Genomic DNA, 18,262 nt, shown 5'->3' with positions numbered 1-18,262 from the left:
CTACATCAAAATAATGTCGTACTGCTCTTGTGGATATACAGTTTCCACCTGCAATGAAATTGGCTTACGGATGAAATCACCGAGCATCGCCAGATGTTGCGACTCTTCTTCCAGAAACATATCCACCACCACTTGCGAGGCCAGAATTCTGAATTCACGCGGGTTGAATTGTTTGGCTTCGCGCAGTACTTCGCGCAAAATTTCATAGCAGAGGGTGCGTGCGGTTTTGACCTGGCCTTTACCGTTGCAGACCGGGCAGGGCTCGCAGAGGATGTGCGCCAATGATTCACGCGTGCGTTTGCGAGTCATTTCAACTAAGCCTAGCGCGGAAAAATCGGATACCGATTTTTTGGTGCGGTCGCGTAACAGGGCTTTGTTTAACTCGGACAATACGGCGGTTTTATGTTCGACATTTTCCATGTCGATGAAGTCGAGAATGATGATGCCGCCCAGATTACGTAAGCGGAGCTGGCGGGCGATGGCGTGTGCGGCTTCCAGATTGGTTTTGAAGATGGTGTCGTCAAAATTGCGACCATTGACGAAACTGCCGGTATTGACGTCGATGGTCGTCATTGCTTCGGTCTGGTCGACGATCAGGTAGCCGCCTGACTTGAGCGGCACGCGCCGACTCAGTGCATTGAGAATTTCGTCTTCCACGCCATACAAGTCAAATAGCGGTCTTTCGCCGGTGTAGTGTAATAAGCGTGCCGTCACCGAAGGGGTATAAATGGCGGCAAATTCCTGGAGTTTTTGAAAGTTCTCGCGTGAGTCAACCTGAATACTGGTAGTTTTGTCATCCACAAAATCACGCAGTACGCGTTGCGCGAGACTTAAATCCTGATGCAGCAAGGTTGGGGCCGGGCGGCTCTTTGCCAGTAGCGTGATCGATGACCAGGTTTTGCGTAGATATTCAATATCCATTTGCAGATCAGTGTCGGATGCATCTTCGGCCATCGTGCGGATGATAAAGCCGCCTTTTTCCTCCGCCGGAAGAAACTGTTGGACTTTGCTGCGCAGCAATTCTCTTTCGGCTTCGTTCTCAATGCGTTGCGATATCCCGATATGGCTGTCTTGCGGTAAATACACCAGCATACGACCAGCGATAGAAATCTGAGTAGATAATCGCGCGCCTTTGGTGCCGATGGGATCTTTGACAACCTGTACCATCAACGGTTGACCGTCGAACAGCAACTTTTCAATCGGTGTTTGTATCGGTGGCGGACTGTCAGTCGTCAACCCGCGTGCGCGGGACTCCCAGATATCGGCGACGTGTAGAAAGGCGGCGCGTTCCAGGCCGATATCGATGAAGGCCGATTGCATTCCGGGCAGTACGCGCACGACTTTGCCCAGATAGATATTGCCGGCCAGGCCGCGTGACAAGGTGCGCTCAATGTGCAGTTCTTGCACTGCACCTTGAAAAATCAGGGCAACCCGGGTTTCTTGCGGGGTGATGTTGACGAGGATGTCTTCGCTCATAAAATACGGATCCCTGCTTGTTGTAGTAGTTGTGCCGTCTCGAACAGGGGCAAGCCCATGATGCCAGAATGGCTGCCGTTAATGGATTTAATGAAGACTGCGGCGATGCCTTGAATACCATAGGCGCCAGCTTTGTCATAAGGCTCAGTGGTAGCGCAGTAAGCGCGGATCATTTGCTCGCTCAATGGTTGAAAGACGACTTCCGAGGTGTGCGTGATTTGCAAGCACTGTTCCTGATGCAGGACAACAACGTTGGTCAGAACTTGATGCGTGCGTCCCGACAGGCGTTGCAGCATATCGGTGGCCTCGGCTGCATCGCTGGGTTTGCCGAGTATTTTTCCGTCTATGGTCACGGTGGTGTCGGCGGCCAGAATCGGGTGTACAGGTAGCTTGCGCCAATGCATCGCCTTGAGCGCGAAGGCGGCTTTTTCCAGTGTCACGCGGGCTACATATACGGTTGGGGTTTCGTGTTCCAGAACCGCTTCACTGATATCCGGTCCGCGTGCTGCTTTGTCGCGTAATAGGAGTAGTTCAAAATCGACGCCGATCTGACGTAATAAATCGCGTCTGCGAGGACTTTGGGACGCAAGATATATTTTCTGATGCGGGTTTGTCATGGCTTGGGTTGCAATGTTTTCCAAGTGTTCTTGCTAAACGAAGTAGACCCGAAGTACCTAGCCCAATTTACATCATTTTGTATCGACCAATGGCAAAGTTACGCACGGCAAATTTATATTCGGTGATACGGATGATTTTGGGTGATTGACCAAGCGCGATAAAGTTGCTCGGCAAGTAATACGCGCACTATTCCGTGCGGGAGTGTCAAGCTGGAAATACGTAGCAGCGTATCTGCTTTGGCTTTAAATTCCGGGTCAAGTCCATCGGCACCGCCAATGATGAAGGCGATGTCGCGACCATCGCGTTGCCATTGCGTTAATTGCTGCGATAGCTGCATAGAGGTCAGATCTTTGCCGTGCTCGTCGAGCGCAATGATGCGTACGCCTTTTGGCAATACGGCTTCAATTCGGCTACGTTCGAGTGCCATCGCCGTTTCTGCTGTTTTACTGCCAGAGCGTTCAACCGGTTTGATTTCCTTGAGGATGATCCGGCAATCCGGCGGCATGCGTTTAGCATACTCGCCGAATCCGGTCTCAATCCAGGCCGGCATTTTATGGCCGACCGCAGCGATGATGAGCTGCATGTGAGGCTATTACTCAGCGTCTTTAGGTTTTGCCGGTGCGCGCTTGGCGGTCGTTGGCGCTTTTCTGACAGACGGTTTTTTCGGCGTAATAGACGCTTTGTGCGCAGCATTTTTGGTCGTCACGCTTTTTGAGGCTGAAACCTTGATGGTTTTGCCGACGGCTTTTGATGCGCCATCGGTTTTTACCGGCTTCTTGCGTGGGGCTTTTTTCAGCGGGGCGTCTACTTCAGGCGCGAGTGCTTGCGAAGTTGTCAAATGGCGCGAAACTTTTTTCGGCGCAGCATCGTCTGCAGTGACGGTGCGGTCAGTAATCCGTTTGGCAGCGCCAAACTTGACTTCTTTTTCGCCCCAGATTTCTTCCAGACGGTAATACGCGCGAATCGCTGGTTGCATGATGTGAACCACCATGTCGCCTAAGTCGACCAGTACCCACTCGCCAGTGCCTTCGCCTTCGACGCTCAGAATATGGCCGCCGTTTTCTTTGACTTTGTCGCGCACGGATGCGGCGAGCGCCTTGGTTTGGCGGTTCGAGGTGCCGGAGGCGACCACGATGCGGTCAAACAGGCTCGTCAGATGGGATGTATCAAAGACGCGGATTTCTTGCGCTTTGACGTCTTCGAGAGCATCAATGACGAGGCCTTGCAGTTTTTTGATTTCCATTTAATTCTTATAAAGATGGTGTTGTTCAATATAGTCTAGCACCGCTGCCGGGACCAGCAAATCTGGATGATTGCCAGCGTGCAATGCACTACGAATTTCTGTTGCCGATATGTCTACAAATAGGTTTTCCGCCAGATAAGTCAAACCATGCGGACTCTGGCGAATCTGCTCTGGGGTCGCTGCGCGGCGCGTAAATTCGCGCGTGACCTCGGGCGGTACCTGTGATGCATCGAGCGCAAAGCCGGGCCGGGAGGCAACTCCCAGATGCGCATAATTGAACAGTTTGTCCCAACCCTGCCAAGTATTCAGATGTTGTAACTGGTCAGCCCCCATTAAAAAAATGATGGATGCGTGCGGACCCAGTTCAGTCCGTAGCGATTGCAGCGTGTCAATGGTGAACGTCGCCGTTTGCCGCTCGATTTCCTGCTGATCTATGACGACCTCAACGGCTTGTCCGCTAAAAGCGCGTCGGACCATTTCGACCCGATCCACCGCACCAGCTTCCAAACCATGCTTTTGCCAGGGATTACCTGTCGGTATAACGCGTAAGAGATCTGGCGTCAGTAACGTTACAAAGTATTTCGCCAGAGCCACATGACCGTTGTGCACCGGGTCAAAACTGCCGCCCAGTACTGCGATACAGCACCGTGGATGTTGATCGGGTTGCATGTCAGACCCAATCTCGATGAATCAGGAAGTCCGAGTACAGCTTCGCTTCCGCGCTGCCTGCTGCAGGTTGCCAGTTGTAGCGCCATTTGACCACAGGCGGCATCGACATCAGGATCGATTCTGTGCGACCACCGGATTGCAAGCCGAACAAAGTGCCGCGATCATACACTAGATTGAATTCAACATAGCGTCCGCGACGATAGGCTTGAAAATCCCGTTGTTCTTCGGTGAATGGCGTATCTTTGCGATTTTCCAAAATCGGGACATAGGCAGGGATGAAACTATTGCCGACACTTTGCAGCATCGCGAAGCTTTGTACAAAGTCGCGGTGATTGAAATCATCAAAAAATATGCCGCCGACGCCGCGTGGCTCCTGGCGATGTTTTAAGTAGAAATAGTCATCGCACCATTTCTTGAAGCGCGGGTATAAGGCTTGATCGGTATGTTTATCCGCATCGGTATCGAATGGGGCCAGCGCATCGCGGCAAGTACGATGAAAGTGCCGGGTATCGTCCTCCGAGCCGTAATAAGGCGTCAGATCCATGCCGCCGCCAAACCACCAAATCGGCTCCTGGCCTTCGGCTATTGCGGTGAAAAAGCGCACATTCATGTGCACCGTCGGGGCGTGCGGGTTGCGCGGATGCATGACAACCGAGACGCCCATCGCTTCCCACTGGCGTCCGGCGATTTCCGGGCGATTGGCTGCAGCCGACGCTGGCAGGGTTTTACCCATGACATGGGAAAAGCCGACACCGCCGCGCTCAAAGACATTGCCTTCTTCAATAATGCGCGAAATACCGCCGCCGCCTTCTGCGCGTTCCCAGCTATCGGTGCCGAACGATTTTCCGTCAATATGCTCCAGCGCTGCGACGATGCGCGCTTGTAGATCAAGTAGATAGGATTTCACCGCGCCTGCGGTTGGGGTAGTTGATGTCATTCCATGGCGTACAAAAAAGCGTACAAAGGGCTTACAAACAATAAAAAAAGCGCATCGATGTGCGCGCATCACCTAAATCAATGTCAGTCAGAGGGCGGATTGTACCTTGCCAAGGCGCTCCACGATAGCGCAATGGCAAGGTCGGCCAAAGGATCAGCTCGGCCGTTTAACTGCACGCCAACCAATATCGCGACGAAATTGTGCGCCACTAAAATGAATAGTATCGACCACGTTGTAGGCATGTTTTTGGGCAACTTTCACGCTGTCACCCATACCAACGACGCATAACACCCGACCGCCAGAGGTAGTCAGCTTGGTTCCGGTCAGGGTCGTACCGGCATGAAAGGTCACAGTATCTGCGGTTTCAGGCGGAATGCCGGAAATCAGATCGTCTTTGCGTGGCGCATCGGGATAACCGCCTGCCGCCATCACCACGCCGAGCGCGGTACGGCGATCCCATTCCAGTTCGACTGTATCGAGCGTGTTATTGACGGCATGTTCCATCACCATCAATAGATCGGTTTTCAGGCGCGCCATGATGGGTTGCGTCTCAGGATCGCCCATACGGCAATTGAATTCGATAGTCTTCGGCATGCCTTTATCGTCAATCATCAGCCCGGCATACAGAAAGCCAGTGAAGGGAATTCCTTCTTTTGCCATGCCTTGGATAGTCGGGGTAATGATGTCGCGCATCACGCGTGCGTGGACCGCCGGGGTCACGATGGGGGCCGGGGAATACGCACCCATGCCACCGGTATTAGGGCCCTGATCGTCATCCTTTAGACGTTTGTGATCCTGACTGGTTGCCAGTGCCAGGATATTTCGGCCATCGACCATCACAATGAAACTGGCTTCTTCGCCCGTCAGAAAGTCTTCGATCACCACGCGTGCGCCAGCCGTACCAAATTTGTTGTCGGCCAGCATCATATCGACGGCTGCATGCGCTTCTTCGGATGTCATCGCAACGACCACGCCTTTACCGGCGACTAAGCCATCGGCCTTGATGACGATGGGCGCACCTTTTTGATCCAGATAGCGATGCGCGGCTTCGACATCGGTAAATGTTTGATACTCAGCCGTAGGGATATGGTGGCGTTGCATGAAGGCTTTAGCGAAATCCTTGGAGCTTTCGAGTTGGGCTGCTTCTTTAGTGGGGCCGAAAATTTTCAGGCCACGATCGCGGAATATATTGACGATGCCGCCAGCGAGCGGCGTTTCAGGGCCGACCACGGTGAGTGCAATGCGCTCTTGCTCAACAAAATCAGCCAATGCCGAATAGTCGGTAATATCAATATTTTGAAGCCGGGAATCGAGTGCAGTACCACCATTGCCAGGGGCAAGAAAGACGGTTTGGATACGTGGCGACTGGGCGATTTTCCACGCCAGCGCATGTTCACGGCCACCGGAGCCGACGACTAAAATTTTCATGGGATATCGCTTTTATACTGAGTGAGACTGATTGAGTCTGATTGTGGCTTTGCTACCTTGAAGAACCTGCCAGGCGCAAACCTCGATAATCCGACGCTGCGGTGTGGCTACAGTGTTCAGAGGCGTCCGTTAGATTTAATGCTGATCTTCAATAATGGCGTTGCTGAATACCTCTTGCACGTCGTCAAGATTTTCCAACGCATCCAGCAATTTTTGCATTTTGATCGCATCGTCACCCGAAAACATCGTTTCGGTTGCTGGCTTCATGATGATTTCTGCCATTTCAGCCTTGAATCCGGCTTTTTCAAGCTTTGCTTTGACCACCGAAAATTCAAACGGCGCACACAGCACTTCCATCCCGCCTTCTTCGTCGGTAATGACGTCGTCAGCGCCAGCTTCAAGAGCGGCTTCCATCAACTTGTCTTCATCCGTGCCCGGCGCAAACAGCAACTGACCGCAATGTTTGAACATGAAGGCGACCGAACCTTCGGTGCCCATATTGCCGCCGTTTTTGGAAAACGCATGACGGACTTCGGCCACAGTGCGGATTTTGTTATCGGTCATGCACTCGACGATGATCGCCGCGCCGTTGATGCCATAGCCTTCATAGCGGATTTCTTCGTAATTGACGCCATCGAGTTCACCCGCGCCACGCTGCGTTGCGCGCACCACGTTGTCCTTGGGCATATTGGCGTCACCGGCTTTGTCGACCGCGAGGCGCAAGCGTGGATTTGTGTCAGGGTCGCTACCGCCCATACGGGCGGCGACCGTGATTTCTTTGATCAAGCGGGTCCATACTTTGCCACGTTTGGCGTCGGTGGCAGCCTTTTTGTGCTTGATATTGGCCCATTTACTGTGTCCAGCCATGATGGTTCTTTCTTGCGTTGGTTAGCTAAATCAGAGGCGCATTTTATCATATTGCACCCTCTCAAAATTTGGCTTTAGTGCCGTTTTTACAGTCTTTTTACGCCTCTTGATTCTGATCATTTTTCATAAATTAAGCGCTCAAAACACAATCCGTTCATACCCATTACAATTCTGCAATGACAACTACCTCACCTCCCGCCGCGATTGCGTTACCGTCAGTCGAGCGCAAAATTTACCTTACCGGTCTGGCCATCGGGATAGTTGGCGCAGTTCTTTTCTCTGCCAAGGCGATCGTGGCAAAGCTGATTTATCGCTACGACGTTGATGCTGTCACGCTCATCATGTTTCGCATGCTGTTTGCGTTTCCGTTGTTTGCTGCGGTGGCCGTGTGGAAGGCGAAGACTGAGCTGCCGCTGTCGAATCGTGACCGGATTCGGATTGTCGTGCTCGGGTTGATCGGTTACTACCTATCGAGCTTTCTCGACTTTCTTGGCTTGCAATATATCTCTGCCGGGTTAGAGCGCCTGATTTTGTTTTTGACCCCATCGTTCGTTTTATTACTGTCGTTTTTCTTCTACAAGCGGCGTGTTACCTGGTTGGAGTGGGGCGCGTTGGGGCTTTCTTATTTAGGCACGGTCCTCGTGTTTTTGCACGATGTCCGACTTGGCGGCGCGAACATCGGTTTAGGTAGCGCACTGGTGCTGGGGGCGGCGATTAGCTATTCGCTGTATCTGTTGCTGTCCGGCGAGCTGGTTAGCCGGGTCGGGGCGATGCGCTTAGTGGCGTATGCGATGTGTATTTCTTGCGTGGCGTGTCTGGTGCAATTTTTCATTCTGCGCCCGGTGTCGGCGCTGTCTCAGCCGACAGCGGTGTACGGATTATCGATTGTTAATGCCGTCTTGTGCACAGTATTGCCAGTGTTTTTAACCATGATCGCGGTGGCGCGTATCGGTGCAGCGAGTTCTGCGCAGGCTGGCATGGTGGGGCCTGTTTCAACGCTATTTCTGGGAGCAATCATTTTGCAAGAACCGATTACGGGCATCCAACTGGCCGGAACTGGCTTGGTATTGGTCGGGATTTATTTAATTTCGAAAAAGAAGAAGTAACGCTTAAACACACCTTAAACGCACCTTAAACATCAATCCTACAAATCAGCTATTCATTTTGAATCGAGAACAATGATGGTAAAAGCAATCAGAATCAACAAAACCGGTGGCCCTGAGGTGATGGAATATGTCAACGTAGAAGTCGGTGATCCGGGGCCGGGTGAAGTCAGGATTCGGCATGCCGCATGCGGGTTGAATTATATTGACGTCTATTTCCGCACCGGCCTGTATCCGCAGCCGTTGCCCGGCGGTTTGGGGCAAGAGGCTGCCGGTGTCATTGAAGCTGTCGGCCCAGATGTAAGAGACTTCGCACCTGGCGACCGGGTTGCCTACGCAGGTCGCCCGAACGGCGCTTATTCAGAAGCCCGCGTGATGCCAGTGACGTCGTTGGTCAAGCTCCCGGATGCGATTTCTTTCGATACGGCGGCCGCTGCAATGTTGCAAGGTTTGACAGCGCAATATTTGTTTCGCAGGACATTTCCGCTTAAGGGCGGTGAGACGATTCTGTTTCACGCCGCCGCTGGTGGCGTCGGCTTGATCGCCGCACAGTGGGCGCGTGCCCTCGGCGTGAATATGATCGGGACCGTCAGTTCGGATGAAAAAGGCGCGCTAGCGTTGGCAGCCGGTTGCACGCATATCATCAATTCAAAGACGCAAAATATCGTTGAGCGCGTCAAAGAAATTACCAATGGCAAGGGCGTGCCGGTGGTATTCGATTCGGTCGGCAAGGATACCTTCATCAGTTCACTGGATTGCCTCTCACCGCTGGGCACGATGGTCAGTTTTGGCAATGCGTCAGGACCGGTCCCACCGTTTAGCCTCAATGAACTGGCCTCACGCGGGTCGCTCTACATCACCCGACCATCATTGCCAAGTTACGTCGCGACCAGGGCCGAGCTAGATGCTGCTGCGGCCGATTTATTTCAGATGATTGTCAGCCAAAAAATCAAGATTGAGATCAATCAGCGGTATGCTCTCGAAAATGTGGCACAGGCCCATATTGATTTGGAAGCACGTAAAACCACAGGCTCCACCATCCTTATCCCTTAATTCTTTTTAGAGTAACGCAACTATGAGCGACAAAATAAACCACCCGAATAACCAGCAAGAGATGGCCAGTGAAGATAATCCGATGGGCCATCCAGAGGAACAGCCGACCGGCACTGACGGCACGCCAAAGTTTGGTCGCTTGTTGATTGTGTTAGTGCTCATGGTGATTTTGGTTGGTTTTATTACCTTTGCCAGCGAGTGGTTTTACTCTTAAAGAAGCGACTATTGAAGCAAATTTAGGCGCATAAGAAAAAGCGCATTGCACACTTGAGTGTGCGATGCGCTTTTTTACGTCTTCATTTGTCGTTCTTTATTTTCAGCTCAACCCGGCGCGGAACGCCACTTTTGCCCGGGAAGTCGCTAAACGCACTGCGAATCAAATACGGCATGACCATCGGCAATGAACCGATTCTGCCATCGCTCACAACCGTCACGTCATACAGTTGTTTTGCATCGCCAGCACGCGCAATGGTCACGTTTAAGTGGCGGGTATATAGCAGGAAATTCGACTCTCGCTGTGCCACGACCGGGCTGTCATACCAAAATGGGTCATAGAACGGACCGTAGCGATAGCCCCAACCCGGTCCATAGAAGGGCGGGGCGGCATAGTAACCGGGGTTCATCATCACCGGTTCAACGACGCGCACCTCGCGTGACATCATCCCATAATCCAATGCAACCTTAAGCTGCGCGTGCGCACTATTTTCCGGTTGGGCATATGTAAAGCCCAACTGTTGCAGCGCATTGCGCACCAGATTTTCATAATTGCGATATTCCAGATCATTATTTTGCCTGTCGGTATGCGTGAAGACGAATGATTTGTCGGGCAGATCGGTGGGCCATTCGTTAAATGCCGTGACGTCGCTACGGATGACGGATGCACAACCAGTGAGCAACAAACACAGCATTGCAATGCAGAGAGTGAAATAACGATTCATGGTGATTCCTCGGTGTGACAAACATGAAGATAATTTTGCTTTGGTATGAATGACATCTGTTATCACTACTTTTGAGCATAATGTTGCTCCATAGTTCATTGCTGATCGTTAACTATTACAACACGTTTGTAGTAACAGATATCTCGTCCAAATCGCATGGAGATTCAGCCGTTGCTTGGTAGAATCGTGCTTTCCACGACTTTCATCCCCACGACCCCTATGCGCAACGATACGGCTGCACGGCCATCCACGATTTACCGTAAAAATTACACCGCCCCTTCGTATTGGGTCGATACAGTCGATATGGGTTTCGACCTTGATCCGGCAGCCACGCGCGTGGCCACCCGTATTGTCATGCGGCGCAATCCGGCTAGCGCTGATAAAGCGATTGTGTTATTCGGTGAAGAGCTCGAATTAGTCCAGTTACGCTTAAACGGCAAACAATTAAAGCCGAGCCAGTACCAGCTAGAGGCTGGCATATTGCGTATTCCCGTTGCGCCGGCCAAAGTCATCCTAGAAATCGAAACCCTGACCCAGCCGGAGAAAAATACTTCGCTCATGGGCTTGTATGTGTCCAACGGCAATTTTTTCACCCAATGCGAAGCCGAAGGTTTCCGCAAGATCACGTATTTCCCTGATCGTCCGGATGTGATGGCGAAGTTCACCGTCATGCTGCGTGCCGACAAGAAGAAATATCCGGTCCTGCTTTCCAACGGCAATCTGATTGAAAAGGGCGATCTGGGCGATGGCCGTCATTATGCAAAATGGGAAGACCCGTTCAAGAAGCCATCGTACTTATTCGCACTGGTTGCCGGTAAGCTGGTCTGCCAGCAAGAAAAATATACGCTGCAATCCGGACGCAAAGTGCTGCTGCAAGTCTGGGTCGAAAAAGGCAATCTCGATAAAACCCAACACGCGATGGACTCGCTTAAAAACAGTATCCGTTGGGATGAAGAGCGCTTCGGTCTGGAACTCGATCTGGACCGTTTCATGATCGTCGCCGTCGGCGACTTCAACATGGGCGCGATGGAAAACAAAGGCCTCAACATCTTCAACACCAAATATGTGCTGGCCAATCCTCATCTGGCAACCGACGTGGATTACGCCAATATCGAAGCGGTAGTCGGTCATGAATATTTCCATAACTGGACCGGCAACCGCGTCACCTGCCGCGACTGGTTTCAGTTGTCGCTCAAAGAAGGCTTAACTGTTTTCCGCGATCAGGAATTCTCAGCCGACATGGTCGGCACCGACAGCGGCCGTGCGGTCAAGCGCATTGATGATGTACGCGTGCTGCGCCAGGCCCAGTTTCCTGAAGATGCCGGTCCGATGGCGCATTCTGTGCGCCCTGACGCCTACGTCGAAATCAATAATTTTTACACCGTCACCATTTATGAAAAAGGTGCCGAAGTTGTCCGTATGTATCAGACCCTGCTAGGTCGCGATGGCTTTCGCAAAGGGATGGATCTGTACTTCAAACGTCACGACGGACAAGCCGTTGCCTGTGATGATTTCCGCGCAGCGATGGTGGACGCCAATGGCCGCGATTTGACCCAGTTTGAGCGTTGGTACAGTCAGGCTGGCACGCCACGGATTGATATTAAAACGCATTACGATGCGGTGAAAAAAACCTACGACATCACGCTCACGCAATCGTGCTTGCCAACGCCGGGCCAGAAGAAAAAATTGCCGTTTCATATTCCGGTGGCCGTTGGTTTGCTCGACAGCAATGGTCACGATTTGCCATTGCGATTGAAGACCGATAATAAAGACGATCAGTCAACAGAAACCACTCGCGTACTAGAGCTGACCAAGGCACAGCAAACCTTCCGTTTCATTGACGTCGCCGTTGCCCCGACTCCCTCCATACTGCGCAATTTTTCAGCGCCCGTTGTCGTGAATATTGATTACAGCGATGCCGATCTGGCATTCTTGCTGGCGCATGACAGTGATCCATTCAATCGATGGGAGGCCGGTCAACGCCTTGCTACCCGTAGCTTGCTGTCATTAACGGCTGGCGTCATCATCGCTAATGAAAGCGGCGAGTTTCCTACGCAGGATGCGATTAAATCGCTATTGCGTGATACCGAGTCCCACAGCGGTGCACTGGGCGACGCCTTCGCGATTATCTTGAGTGACACGACGCTCGATGCCGCTTTCCGTGAGCTCGCCATTACTCTGCCGTCGGAAACTGTGCTGGCCGAACAAACCGAGATCATCGATCCGCAGGCGATTCATGGTGCCCGTCAATTCTTGCGCGGCAGTTTGGCGGTCTCTCTCAATGCCGCATTAGTAGCTGCGTATCACGCCAATCAAACACCGGGTACGTATAGCGCCGACGCACTGTCGGCGGGTAAGCGTGCGCTGAAAAATGTCGCGCTGTCGTATTTGATGGAAGTCGACGATGCTGTCGCACACGCGTTGGCGCAAAAACAGTATGACGACGCCGATAACATGACCGATCGTTTTGCCGCTTTGGTTGCCCTGACCAATAGCAGTGCGCCGGGAAAAACCGCTGCGCTGGCGAAGTTTTATACCGACTTTGCACAGGAAGCGTTGGTCATCGATAAATGGTTTGCGCTGCAAGCCATGGCGCATACCAGCGATGTCCATGCAGTGCGTGCTTTGCTCGAGCATCCTGCCTTTACCATTAACAATCCCAACCGCGCACGCAGTTTAATTTTCAGTTTTTGCAACAGCAATCCGGCCAATTTCCACGCCACAGACGGCAGCGGTTATGCGTTCTGGGCCGATCAGGTGATTGCCCTCAATAACGTCAATCCGCAAGTCTCCGCCCGGTTGGCACGCACGCTGGATCGCTGGCGTAAATATGCCCCGGCATTCCAGGAAAAAATGCGCAGTGCGTTGCAGCGTGTCGCAGCCGCACCTAATTTGTCTAAAGATGTGCTGGAAGTTGTTTCCAAAGCACTCGCCAATTAATGTTTAAGGAAGAAATATGAAACGTGTCAGCCTCACGCAACATCTGATCGAACAACAACGTCTGCACAACAGCATTCCGTCCGAACTGCGCCTGCTCATCGAAGTCGTCGGTCGGGCCTGCAAGACTATTAGCCACGCCGTCGGCAAAGGTGCGCTGGGCGAAGTATTGGGTAGCGCCGGCATTGAAAACGTCCAAGGCGAAGTACAAAAAAAACTCGATATTATTTCCAATGAAATCCTGCTCGAAGCCAACGAGTGGGGCGGTCACTTAGCTGCGATGGCGTCCGAAGAAATGGAAACGATCCACCCGATTCCGAATCGCTATCCGCAAGGCGAATACCTGCTGTTGTTCGATCCGCTCGACGGTTCCAGCAACATCGACGTCAATGTCTCCATCGGCACTATTTTCTCGGTACTCAAAGCGCCAGAAGGCATGACGACACCATCCGAGCAAGATTTCATGCAATCCGGTCGCCAGCAAGTTGCTGCCGGTTATGCGGTGTACGGTCCGCAAACTATGTTGGTGCTCACCACTGGCAACGGCGTCCACTGTTTCACGCTAGATCGTGAGATGGGTGCCTGGGTATTAACCCAGCGTGATATCCAGATTCCGACTGAGACCAAAGAGTTCGCCATCAACGCCTCCAATACCCGCCACTGGTATCCGCCGGTCACGCGCTATGTCAATGAGATGCTGGCAGGCACGACGGGGCCGCTGAAGAAAGATTTCAACATGCGCTGGATCGCCTCGATGGTGGCCGATGTGCACCGTATTCTTACCCGTGGCGGTATTTTTATGTATCCAGCCGATAGCCGCGACACCAGCATGCCGGGCAAATTGCGTTTGATGTATGAAGCCAATCCGATGGCGATGATTGTGGAGCAAGCGGGTGGTGCCGCCACCGATGGTAAGCAGGCGATTCTGGATATTGCGCCGCATAAATTGCATCAGCGCGTGCCGGTGTTCCTGGGATCGAAAACGGAAGTCGAGCGTATTACTGCCTATCATCAGGCGTAATGTTTTCAGGGCTTCCGCACATCGCTTTATTTGCGGAAGTCATCTTCATGAAATGTTTGATGTCTATATTGACTAACGGAAAAATAATGTAAACCCAGCCGCTGACCATGCGTGGTGCCATTTGTAAAGAGTAAAGATGTCATTTAAAAAAATCCACATGCCAGGCGGCCTGGCGTTGTTCATGATTTTCCAGTCGGCTTTTGCAGCCCATCCGCTAGTGACCGATGACACTGGCACACAAGATGCAGGAAATCAGCAGCTTGAAGCAAACACTGACTGGTTTCGAAAAAATAGCGTTTCCAGTCACGTTGCTGATTTCACCTATACCTATGGCGTGCTGTCGAATGTCGATGTTTTCAGCGATCTTCCGAGCACACTCTCATCGCCGAACGGCGTCAATGATGCGTCGCTAGGCGTGAAATGGCGCTTCTATGAACGTGGTCCGGTCAGTTTTGCCATCAAGCCGGTGTTGATGCTGCCGAGCGGCAATCAAAACAGGGGATTGGGTACCGGGCGTAGTAGTGCGGCGTTGACCTTGATTGGTAGTATCGATAGTGCGCCATGGACCTTTCACGGCAATCTTGAGGTCGCCGTTAATCGTTACGCATTAGCTCAGGATCGCGATGAAAATCGCGCAATGTTGTGGCGGGCATCGACCGCTGTGACCTACAACATCGATGAGCAATGGCGCATGGCTGCTGACATTGGCATAGCTCGCAATGCAGATATCAGCAGCACGATTAATCCGGCATATATGTTGGTTGGGGTTATTTACTCGCCGGGGAAGAATGTCGATCTGGATGCAGGTCTTAAATGGGGTTTGAATAGCGCCGAAGTGGATAGTCAGGTTGGTGTTGGTGTTACCTGGCGATTTTAATCGGCAGGATAGATGACCGTTATAAAAATGCCGCAGCGATGCGGCTTTTTTGTGCAGTACGAACCTTCTTATATTTATACAGATTTGCTTTGCGATAGCCGATTGCCTTTTCTATATTCAGTAGGCGATGGCCACATCTGTTTGCGGAATAGTTTAGCTACATTGGCGCCACTGAAAAGGCCGCAACGTCGGGCAATTTTATCGACCGGTAAATCGGTTTCCGAGAGTTGCTGGCGCACAGCTTCGAGTCGCAGGTTAATCAAAAAATCGTGTGGCGTTTGTCCGGTTTCACGCTTGAATTGCCGCACGAAATTGCGCTCACTCATAAACACGAAATTGGCCGCATCCATAACCGAAATAGGTTCGCTAAGATGTTCCACGAACCAGAGCGAGGCCTTATGTATTTTGCTGTTGATAATGGACTCGACTGGGCGTGTTGGCGTGTTGGCGGGCGAGGTGTCGCGACGACGCTGGCAAACCACCAGATTTTGCCCGATACGTTGTGCCACCGCAGGACCCAGATCATTTTCCAAAAAACGCAAAGCCATATCGGTCGCCATACCGACATCGCACGACGTAAAAATATCGTCGTCCTCGACAATTTGTGCTTCTCTATTAATATTGATTTCTGGAAATTCGCGCGACATTTTGTCCGCTAGCGCCCAATGCGTAGTGGCGCGCCGATGATTGAGAAAACCTGCCGCACCGATCACGAATACGCCGGTACAGATGGCGGCAATACGGCGAACCTGATGGCGTTTTTTTTGCAACCATGCGATCAACACCGGGTCGCGATAGGCATCAAAGTTGCCTGTACCGCTGGCAATGATCAGCGTATCAAATTCGCGGTGATCAAATTGCGTCAGAGGTTCTGTCAAAATTTGCACCGCAGCCGACGACATCACCATCCCGCCAGAAATCGACATGATCGATACCTGATAGCGTGTCGTGCCGGGAAATACCGTTGAAATGAGTTTGTCGCCGATGCCAAATACATCCGCTGCACCAACTACATCAGCCAGTATCACGCCCTCAAACACCATGATGCCAATATGCTTGATGGCGCAATGTTGATCCGTCGTATCAAGTTTGGTTAGGCTCCCAATATCCATGAAGGCTCCCCTAATATGCGTATCAGGACTTGCGAAAATCGCCCCGGCGACGTTGTGCTTCGCATGACGTCTTATCGGAACACCTTTCGACAGTCCTGAGGATGTTATTGACGTTTGCCGGATGGCATTTTTTAGTTATCAAATAAGCATCTTTATGGTGCTACGAATTAACCCTCACGAATTGATCCACATCAAAAAAAGGTAAGAAGGCCTGAAATTTGTCCTGTTTTGTAGGCTGATGCAGCATTTTTTTACTGCTTAGAATCATGTTCGCAACAAACAACGATACAAAATAGCGGGAGGAAATGACAGTTTTTTAAAGAGAATAAATACGCAAAATTGTCCCGACAGCGTTACGCTTTTCCATCGATCATGCGTACTGCCTTTATCAGCAGGATGGAAGAAAATCGCTTTAGCAAGTCCGTTGCCGGAACAATTGTGTGTCACTTCTCGGTGAACTGATGATGGTGTGCATATGCTGCTCCCTCCGTTTCTTTTTAGGTAGGACTTACGCAAAATCGCCCCAGCGACGTTATCCTTCCTGGCCGCTGTCTTTGTTCAGTCTGCCTTGCTGGAACAATTTTGCGTAAGTCCTATTAAGTTCAAGCGCGGTGGGCTGTCGACTATGTGCTTCAGTTGTAGCCTTATCCCGCTATCCTTTCATAGCGTCATTAATGGCTAAGATGTTTGTCCTCCAGCGCGTCTTCGAGGCGTGAATTTTCAAGCGTCAATTCGGCAACAATCTGCTTGAGCTTGAGGTTCTCGTCTTGTAAACATTTCAAACGCTCTGGATACTCTTGCAGGCCACCGTATTGTTTTTTCCAGTTCTGAAAAGTACGTTCGGTAATCCCTGCTTGTCGAATTACGTCAGCTACCGGCATGCCAAGCTCCTCCTGCTTAAGAGCTGCTGCAATTCGATCGCGAGAAGGTGGCGTCCGCTTCATGGCATGTCCTTGACCTTCGATATAGGTATGCACAGCTGTGATTAGACTGTGATCATTTCGCATCGGATTCATTTTGCAATGGCGCCAGACCAAGACGCTGACGGATGAAAGGATCGCGATACTCAGTCTCAGGGGTACTGACAGCTACAGCGGCGATGGGAGCTGCGTCCGCGACAGGAGTTGGATCAACAGCGACAGCAACCGCAGCAGGTGCAGGCGTATCAACGCGAATATTTTCAACGTGGACGATGGCAGGTTTTACCGCCATTGGTGTAGCGACTGCTACTGCCGCTGTATTGGCTGCTGCCACTGCTGGTCTTGTCATCCCGGGGCAATCGTGTCCTGTGGCCTCGACCGCTTTGCGATTGGCATCGCTTTGACAAAGGAGTGCCAGCGCCACGTCATTGAGACCCATCGCCCGAAACTCGCGCGAGTCAAGTCGCCGCACGCACGCTTGATCTACCATTGTTGAGGCGGCAGTTGCGCCAAAGCCAGTGAGCGATAAGCCAAACGATACTGAACCCATGCAAGTGTCGGACAACGTTGTAGTCAGCGATGGGGCTGTAATCGCGGGTGCGCTTTTTACAGTATAAGTGCCGCCATATTCCACAGTTGCCTTGGTGTTGAAGGCGCTGCTGCCAGGGTCCCCAGCTTGTGCAGAAGTAGCAGCCGGATCTGTCGCAGCAGTTGTCCCTGAGCCAGATGATTCAGCAGGGAGCGATACTGAAACGCTGACGGTCGAAGTATTGCCGTTGGCGCTGGTGCCTGAAACTGAGTTAGTCGCCGATCCGCCAGTGGCAGCACCGCCGGTCGATGATCCCCCGCTCCCGCCTGCTCCCCCTGTGGCAGTCGATGTTGATGAAGAGGTAGGCACAATCGGTGCTGAGGGTGCCGATGGTGAGTGTGCCGTTGCGACCACTGGTACTGAGAATATCGAGGCTACCAGGACACCTAGAAGTTTGTGTTTCATAGCTTCTCCGTTATTTTCTTTATGTTGTAAAGGTGAGGGAAAGTTTCCTCTCCCTCATCCCCTTCCCTT

The 18,262-nt window shown here is 51.9% G+C and carries 18 protein-coding genes; 6 read left to right on the top strand and 12 right to left on the bottom strand.

Annotation, left to right across the window (positions count from 1 at the left end):
• The 8 genes from rng to ACVBEF_RS02445 form a co-directional block, all read right to left on the bottom strand.
• A complete protein-coding gene (gene rng, locus ACVBEF_RS02480) occupies window positions 1–1,476 on the bottom strand; it encodes a ribonuclease G (protein ID WP_447122361.1) in 1,476 nt (491 codons plus the stop codon).
• Window positions 1,473–2,093, bottom strand: coding sequence for a Maf family protein (locus tag ACVBEF_RS02475; RefSeq protein ID WP_447122360.1), 621 nt, complete (start codon window positions 2,091–2,093; stop codon window positions 1,473–1,475). The genes rng and ACVBEF_RS02475 overlap by 4 nt, the downstream gene beginning before the upstream one ends.
• 113 nt (window positions 2,094–2,206) lie before the next feature.
• Window positions 2,207–2,677, bottom strand: coding sequence for a 23S rRNA (pseudouridine(1915)-N(3))-methyltransferase RlmH (rlmH, locus tag ACVBEF_RS02470; RefSeq protein ID WP_447122359.1), 471 nt, complete (start codon window positions 2,675–2,677; stop codon window positions 2,207–2,209).
• A 9-nt stretch (window positions 2,678–2,686) separates the two neighbouring features.
• On the bottom strand, window positions 2,687–3,337 hold the full coding sequence (gene rsfS / locus ACVBEF_RS02465) for a ribosome silencing factor (protein ID WP_447122358.1): 651 nt from the start codon (window positions 3,335–3,337) through the stop codon (window positions 2,687–2,689).
• Window positions 3,338–4,006, bottom strand: coding sequence for a nicotinate-nucleotide adenylyltransferase (locus tag ACVBEF_RS02460; RefSeq protein WP_447122357.1), 669 nt, complete (start codon window positions 4,004–4,006; stop codon window positions 3,338–3,340).
• 1 nt (window position 4,007) lies between these two features.
• Window positions 4,008–4,943 (bottom strand): oxygen-dependent coproporphyrinogen oxidase, encoded by a 936-nt coding sequence (gene hemF, locus ACVBEF_RS02455; RefSeq protein ID WP_447122356.1) that lies wholly within the window; start codon window positions 4,941–4,943, stop codon window positions 4,008–4,010.
• A 153-nt stretch (window positions 4,944–5,096) separates the two neighbouring features.
• Window positions 5,097–6,371 (bottom strand): phosphoribosylamine--glycine ligase, encoded by a 1,275-nt coding sequence (gene purD, locus ACVBEF_RS02450; RefSeq protein ID WP_447122355.1) that lies wholly within the window; start codon window positions 6,369–6,371, stop codon window positions 5,097–5,099.
• Window positions 6,372–6,506: 135 nt separating this feature from the next.
• The gene (locus tag ACVBEF_RS02445) at window positions 6,507–7,238 is read right to left on the bottom strand and encodes a YebC/PmpR family DNA-binding transcriptional regulator (protein ID WP_447122354.1); all 732 of its coding nucleotides are present in this window, start codon (window positions 7,236–7,238) and stop codon (window positions 6,507–6,509) included.
• Window positions 7,239–7,414: 176 nt separating this feature from the next.
• Between ACVBEF_RS02445 and ACVBEF_RS02440 the strand changes: the two genes are divergently transcribed.
• The 3 genes from ACVBEF_RS02440 to ACVBEF_RS02430 all read left to right on the top strand — a co-directional run bounded on the left by ACVBEF_RS02440 (window position 7,415) and on the right by ACVBEF_RS02430 (window position 9,608).
• Window positions 7,415–8,344, top strand: a complete 930-nt coding sequence (locus tag ACVBEF_RS02440) for a DMT family transporter (protein ID WP_447122353.1) — start codon at window positions 7,415–7,417, stop codon at window positions 8,342–8,344.
• A gap of 75 nt (window positions 8,345–8,419) precedes the next feature.
• Window positions 8,420–9,394 carry a quinone oxidoreductase family protein gene (locus ACVBEF_RS02435; protein ID WP_447122352.1) on the top strand — a complete coding sequence of 325 codons (975 nt, stop codon included), beginning with the start codon at window positions 8,420–8,422 and terminating at the stop codon, window positions 9,392–9,394.
• A 22-nt stretch (window positions 9,395–9,416) separates the two neighbouring features.
• Complete coding sequence (locus ACVBEF_RS02430; RefSeq protein ID WP_447122388.1) at window positions 9,417–9,608, top strand: hypothetical protein; 192 nt, start codon at window positions 9,417–9,419, stop codon at window positions 9,606–9,608.
• An 82-nt stretch (window positions 9,609–9,690) separates the two neighbouring features.
• On the opposite strand, the gene ACVBEF_RS02425 is transcribed toward ACVBEF_RS02430, so the two are convergent.
• Window positions 9,691–10,332 carry a DUF4136 domain-containing protein gene (locus tag ACVBEF_RS02425; RefSeq protein ID WP_447122351.1) on the bottom strand — a complete coding sequence of 214 codons (642 nt, stop codon included), beginning with the start codon at window positions 10,330–10,332 and terminating at the stop codon, window positions 9,691–9,693.
• 219 nt (window positions 10,333–10,551) lie between these two features.
• On the opposite strand from ACVBEF_RS02425, the gene pepN reads away from it, so the two are divergent.
• The 3 genes from pepN (at window position 10,552) to ACVBEF_RS02410 (ending at window position 15,167) form a co-directional block, all read left to right on the top strand.
• Complete coding sequence (gene pepN / locus ACVBEF_RS02420) at window positions 10,552–13,272, top strand: aminopeptidase N (protein WP_447122350.1); 2,721 nt, start codon at window positions 10,552–10,554, stop codon at window positions 13,270–13,272.
• 16 nt (window positions 13,273–13,288) lie between these two features.
• Entirely contained in the window at window positions 13,289–14,290 is a 1,002-nt protein-coding gene (locus ACVBEF_RS02415) for a class 1 fructose-bisphosphatase (RefSeq protein ID WP_447122349.1), read from the top strand.
• 136 nt (window positions 14,291–14,426) lie between these two features.
• Window positions 14,427–15,167 (top strand): transporter, encoded by a 741-nt coding sequence (locus ACVBEF_RS02410; RefSeq protein WP_447122348.1) that lies wholly within the window; start codon window positions 14,427–14,429, stop codon window positions 15,165–15,167.
• Between the two features lie 74 nt (window positions 15,168–15,241).
• On the opposite strand, the gene ACVBEF_RS02405 is transcribed toward ACVBEF_RS02410, so the two are convergent.
• From ACVBEF_RS02405 to ACVBEF_RS02395, 3 genes are all read right to left on the bottom strand, one after another.
• Window positions 15,242–16,279: a GlxA family transcriptional regulator gene (locus tag ACVBEF_RS02405; protein ID WP_447122347.1), complete on the bottom strand. Its 1,038-nt coding sequence runs from the start codon at window positions 16,277–16,279 to the stop codon at window positions 15,242–15,244.
• A gap of 671 nt (window positions 16,280–16,950) precedes the next feature.
• Entirely contained in the window at window positions 16,951–17,223 is a 273-nt protein-coding gene (locus ACVBEF_RS02400; protein WP_447122346.1) for a transposase, read from the bottom strand.
• Between the two features lie 52 nt (window positions 17,224–17,275).
• Entirely contained in the window at window positions 17,276–18,193 is a 918-nt protein-coding gene (locus ACVBEF_RS02395; protein ID WP_447122345.1) for a histidine kinase, read from the bottom strand.
• Window positions 18,194–18,262: the final 69 nt, after the last annotated feature.

This window comes from Glaciimonas sp. GG7 (assembly GCF_052976905.1).
This window is presented reverse-complemented; position numbering and strand designations above follow the sequence as displayed.

Bases quoted from the DNA above. Each gene is read 5' to 3' on its own strand.
- rng (WP_447122361.1), bottom strand. From the start codon at position 1,476: ATGAGCGAAGACATCCTCGTCAACATCACCCCGCAAGAAACCCGGGTT.
- ACVBEF_RS02475 (WP_447122360.1), bottom strand. From the start codon at position 2,093: ATGACAAACCCGCATCAGAAAATATATCTTGCGTCCCAAAGTCCTCGC.
- rlmH (WP_447122359.1), bottom strand. From the start codon at position 2,677: ATGCAGCTCATCATCGCTGCGGTCGGCCATAAAATGCCGGCCTGGATT.
- rsfS (WP_447122358.1), bottom strand. From the start codon at position 3,337: ATGGAAATCAAAAAACTGCAAGGCCTCGTCATTGATGCTCTCGAAGAC.
- ACVBEF_RS02460 (WP_447122357.1), bottom strand. From the start codon at position 4,006: ATGCAACCCGATCAACATCCACGGTGCTGTATCGCAGTACTGGGCGGC.
- hemF (WP_447122356.1), bottom strand. From the start codon at position 4,943: ATGACATCAACTACCCCAACCGCAGGCGCGGTGAAATCCTATCTACTT.
- purD (WP_447122355.1), bottom strand. From the start codon at position 6,371: ATGAAAATTTTAGTCGTCGGCTCCGGTGGCCGTGAACATGCGCTGGCG.
- ACVBEF_RS02445 (WP_447122354.1), bottom strand. From the start codon at position 7,238: ATGGCTGGACACAGTAAATGGGCCAATATCAAGCACAAAAAGGCTGCC.
- ACVBEF_RS02440 (WP_447122353.1), top strand. From the start codon at position 7,415: ATGACAACTACCTCACCTCCCGCCGCGATTGCGTTACCGTCAGTCGAG.
- ACVBEF_RS02435 (WP_447122352.1), top strand. From the start codon at position 8,420: ATGGTAAAAGCAATCAGAATCAACAAAACCGGTGGCCCTGAGGTGATG.
- ACVBEF_RS02430 (WP_447122388.1), top strand. From the start codon at position 9,417: ATGAGCGACAAAATAAACCACCCGAATAACCAGCAAGAGATGGCCAGT.
- ACVBEF_RS02425 (WP_447122351.1), bottom strand. From the start codon at position 10,332: ATGAATCGTTATTTCACTCTCTGCATTGCAATGCTGTGTTTGTTGCTC.
- pepN (WP_447122350.1), top strand. From the start codon at position 10,552: ATGCGCAACGATACGGCTGCACGGCCATCCACGATTTACCGTAAAAAT.
- ACVBEF_RS02415 (WP_447122349.1), top strand. From the start codon at position 13,289: ATGAAACGTGTCAGCCTCACGCAACATCTGATCGAACAACAACGTCTG.
- ACVBEF_RS02410 (WP_447122348.1), top strand. From the start codon at position 14,427: ATGTCATTTAAAAAAATCCACATGCCAGGCGGCCTGGCGTTGTTCATG.
- ACVBEF_RS02405 (WP_447122347.1), bottom strand. From the start codon at position 16,279: ATGGATATTGGGAGCCTAACCAAACTTGATACGACGGATCAACATTGC.
- ACVBEF_RS02400 (WP_447122346.1), bottom strand. From the start codon at position 17,223: ATGAAGCGGACGCCACCTTCTCGCGATCGAATTGCAGCAGCTCTTAAG.
- ACVBEF_RS02395 (WP_447122345.1), bottom strand. From the start codon at position 18,193: ATGAAACACAAACTTCTAGGTGTCCTGGTAGCCTCGATATTCTCAGTA.